The organism is Desulfovulcanus sp. (assembly GCF_982781345.1).
Window position 1 is genome coordinate 1 of sequence record NZ_CEYAEZ010000098.1, and the last position, 3837, is coordinate 3837.

General features: G+C 41.4%; 3 protein-coding genes. All 3 read left to right on the forward strand.

Translation table 11 applies throughout. The annotated features are described in order from the left end of the window. Positions 1–164 precede the first annotated feature (164 nt). The 3 genes from AC3WVG_RS11130 to AC3WVG_RS11140 all read left to right on the forward strand — a co-directional run bounded on the left by AC3WVG_RS11130 (position 165) and on the right by AC3WVG_RS11140 (position 3622). Entirely contained in the window at positions 165–1370 is a 1206-nt protein-coding gene (locus AC3WVG_RS11130; protein ID WP_488798189.1) for a type II secretion system F family protein, read from the forward strand. A 156-nt stretch (positions 1371–1526) separates the two neighbouring features. Further along, positions 1527–2393 (forward strand): methylenetetrahydrofolate reductase [NAD(P)H], encoded by an 867-nt coding sequence (gene metF, locus AC3WVG_RS11135; RefSeq protein ID WP_488798190.1) that lies wholly within the window; start codon positions 1527–1529, stop codon positions 2391–2393. Positions 2394–2593: 200 nt separating this feature from the next. Beyond that, positions 2594–3622, forward strand: coding sequence for an aspartate-semialdehyde dehydrogenase (locus AC3WVG_RS11140; RefSeq protein ID WP_488798191.1), 1029 nt, complete (start codon positions 2594–2596; stop codon positions 3620–3622). Positions 3623–3837: the final 215 nt, after the last annotated feature.

Genomic DNA, 3837 nt, shown 5'->3' on the forward strand with positions numbered 1-3837 from the left:
TCTTCGCCAAGATGTGTTACCCAACCCGTTTGTAATGCATTTCAAAAAATGCACTCTTCAATTGTGTAGTAATTTGAGGATGTTAATCGTGTCAGAAAGTTGAGTTAATTTACATGGTTTATTCTAGTCTTGGTAACGAGCTTAATTAAGAGAGGAATAAGATTATGCCGATTTTTATTTACAAAGCCAAGAACAGGTCAGGAAGGAGAGTCAAAGGTGACTTGGATGCGCCAAGTTTGGAAATGGCTGAATCGGCCTTGAAGCGCCGGGGATATACAGATATCAAAGTAAAACCCAAGCCCAAGGATATTCTGGAAGGTACTTTTCTAGAAGGAAAGGTTACTTCCAGGGATATGGTTGTCTTTAGCCGCCAGTTTGCGACCATGATTGATTCTGGTGTTCCTATTCTCCAGGCCTTGCAGATCATGTGCGAACAGACTGAAAATGATAAGCTCAGACGAAAGCTCTATGAAGTGCGCAATGATATTGAAGCGGGTTCTTCTTTGTATGAAGCCTTGAAAAAACATAGAGATGTTTTTGATGATTTGTATGTCAATATGGTTAATGCGGGCGAAGCTGGCGGTGTTTTGGATATAGTTCTTCTGCGTCTTGCCGACTATATTGAAAAAGTTGCCAAATTAAAATCTAAGGTTAAAGGGGCTATGATTTATCCGGCCGTGGTACTGTCTGTGGCTGTGGCCGTTATAGCTGTCATCCTCATTTTTGTTATTCCAACTTTTGAGAGGATGTTTGCTGATTTTGGCGGTGCCTTGCCCCTTCCGACGCAGATTGTGATAAATATGAGCCGGTTAGTAAAAAGCAACTTTTTTTACCTATTGGGAGGAATCATTGTTTTAATTGTCGCGTTCAGGTTTTTTTACCGCTGGGAGCGGGGTAAAATTATAGTGGATACCTGGATTTTATTTGTTCCTATTATCGGGCCACTTTTACGTAAAGTTGCTGTGGCCAAGTTTAGCCGGACTTTGAGCACCATGGTTTCTAGTGGGGTACCGATTTTAAATGCTCTGGACATAGTTTCCAAGACTTCGGGAAATAAGTGTGTGGAACTGGGAGTTAAGCAGGCTAAAAAAAGCATTGCTGAAGGACAAACCTTGGCTGAACCTCTGGATGAAACAGGAGTTTTCCCTCCTATGGTTATCCACATGATATCTATTGGAGAATCCACGGGTGCCTTAGATACCATGTTGGAAAAGGTTGCCGATTTTTATGATGACGAGGTAGATGTGGCGGTGGAGACTTTGACCTCTTTAATTGAGCCGTTTATGATTGTTTTTCTAGGACTTGTTGTTGGTGGCCTGGTGATCAGTATGTATCTACCGATTTTCAAAATCGCGGAGACGGTGATGTGACAGGAAGGTGGGAAGTCAGCAAGATGGGAAGAATGTAGGAGTAAATACATGGATTTGCCCTGTTATATGGGGAGAGGAAAACTTGTAATTCATATTAAACTAAATTAAACTGTTTCAACCAAATCAACCGGTTACATATTTTAAGGAGAGGAAACATTGCGTATTAGTGAATTGATTGCTCAAAACGACCAGTTTTTTTCTCTGGAATTTTTTCCACCTAAAGACCGGGCTGCCTGGCCCGGTTTTTTTGATCAGGTCAACAAGCTTAAAGTCTTGAATCCGCTATTTGTCTCGGTTACGTACGGAGCAGGCGGGAGCACACAAGCATATACCTTGGAGATTGTGAGCAGGCTAAAAAGAGACTATGGACTCGAGCCTATGGCACATTTGACCTGCATTGGCGCATCCCCCCAGTCCATTTCTTCCTTTTTAGACAGTCTAAATAGAGAGGGCATTAATAATGTGTTGGCCTTGAGGGGTGATCCTCCGCAAGGACAAGAGAAATTTATTCCCGATAGTACAGAGTTCAGATTTGCTTCTGATCTGGTTCAGTTTATCAAAAATAAATATCCCCATTTTTGTTTAGGAGTTGCTGGGTATCCGGAAGGACATATAGAGGCCAGGAGTACGGAGGAAGATTTACAATATTTAAAACTTAAACTTGATTTAGGTGGAGATTTTGTCATAACCCAGCTTTTTTTTGATAATGATCTTTATTTCGACTTTGTTCGTAGAGTCAGTAAGCTAGGTATTGATAAGCCTATTATTCCGGGTATCTTGCCTATAATGAATTTGAAAGTAATCAAACGTATTGTCTCATTATGTGGAGCAACAATTCCCAAAGATTATCTGCAAGCCTTGGAAGAGGCTCAGGAAAAGCATGGTGATGCAGGAGTCAAATCTCTTGGTATTGAATATGCGCGTGAACAAGTTAAAGATCTCTTGCAACGTGGTGCACCAGGGGTACACCTGTACACCTTGAACAAAGCAGAAGCTTGTTTGCAGATAGTTTCATCGGTCTAATCTTTAATAAGTCTGTGGCCAAACCTTACTTAAGAGGACAATTTTTCATAATTTTTTTAATCCTGGCAGTCAAAATGGGTGTTGGTCACAGACTCTAATATGTAGCAGAGCACAGAATTTTGTGCCCTTACTTTGAGTTGTGAGTTGGTTATATCACTCGAACATTCCCTCAATTAAAATTTTAAATTCGGAGGATAAAGATGGCCAAGAATCCTGTAGTCGCTGTTGTTGGTGCAACCGGTGCAGTGGGAAGGGAAATGCTCAAAACTTTAGAGCAAAGAGATTTTCCGGCTAGTGAAGTCCGGGCCTTTGCCTCGGCCAGATCAGCAGGAAAAAGAGTGCCTTTTAAAGGGCAGGATCTAATAGTAGAAGAACTGACGGAGGATTCTTTTAAGGGTATTGATTTGGCCCTTTTTTCAGCAGGAGGAGGAACCTCCAAAAAGTTTGCTCCTCATGCAGTCAAGGCCGGTTGTGTTGTGGTGGACAATTCTAGTGCTTGGCGCATGGATGATGAAGTTCCCCTTGTGGTTCCGGAGGTGAATCCCGAAGATTTAAACTGGCATAAAGGGATTATTGCCAACCCAAATTGTTCGACCATTCAAATGGTTGTGGTTTTAAAGCCTCTCCATGATGTGGGCAAAATTAAAAGAGTGGTAGTGTCCACATATCAAGCAGTTTCTGGTACCGGCCAAAAAGCCATAGAAGAATTGGAGAAGCAAGTACGCCAGATTTTTAATATGCAGGAAGTGGAGAAGAAAGTTTATCCTTATCAGATTGCTTTTAATTGTTTGCCTCATATTGATGTGTTTTTAGACAATGACTATACAAAAGAAGAGATGAAGATGGTCAATGAGACCCAAAAAATTATGGGCGATCCCAATATTAAAGTGACGGCCACTGCTGTGCGTGTCCCTGTTTTTTATGGACATAGTGAGTCCGTAAATATTGAAACAGAAAAAAAGATCACAGCCAAAGAGGCTCGGGCCATTTTAAGTCAGGCTCAGGGAGTCAAAGTCTTAGATAACCCCAAGGAAAATATCTATCCTCTGGCTATTTTTGCTGCAGGAGAAGATGATACCTTTGTTGGCCGAATCCGCGAGGATGAGACCATTGAATGTGGTTTGAATATGTGGATTGTGGCTGATAATATCCGCAAAGGAGCGGCCTTAAATGCAGTGCAGATAGCTGAACTTTTGTTGATTAAAGATTTGGTACGCGTTCAATCGTAAATTTATTTGCAAAAAATATAAAAGAGTCACGTGATAAGCACGTTACCCAAAGTGAAACGATAGAAATCTTACTCTTCGCCCCCCCAAAATGCGGGGCGAAGAGTTTATATAATCAACGACTAAAATTAGACCTCAACTTTCTGAGTTAATTTGCGAGTGTATTTTCTTCAATGCTAACAAAGACTTGGACACATCTAAGGCTTGCTTGCGGGCTG

What these genes read in the sequence shown, in the direction of transcription:
- AC3WVG_RS11130 (WP_488798189.1), top strand. Translation starts at nt 165, where the DNA reads ATGCCGATTTTTATTTACAAAGCCAAGAACAGGTCAGGAAGGAGAGTC.
- AC3WVG_RS11140 (WP_488798191.1), top strand. Translation starts at nt 2,594, where the DNA reads ATGGCCAAGAATCCTGTAGTCGCTGTTGTTGGTGCAACCGGTGCAGTG.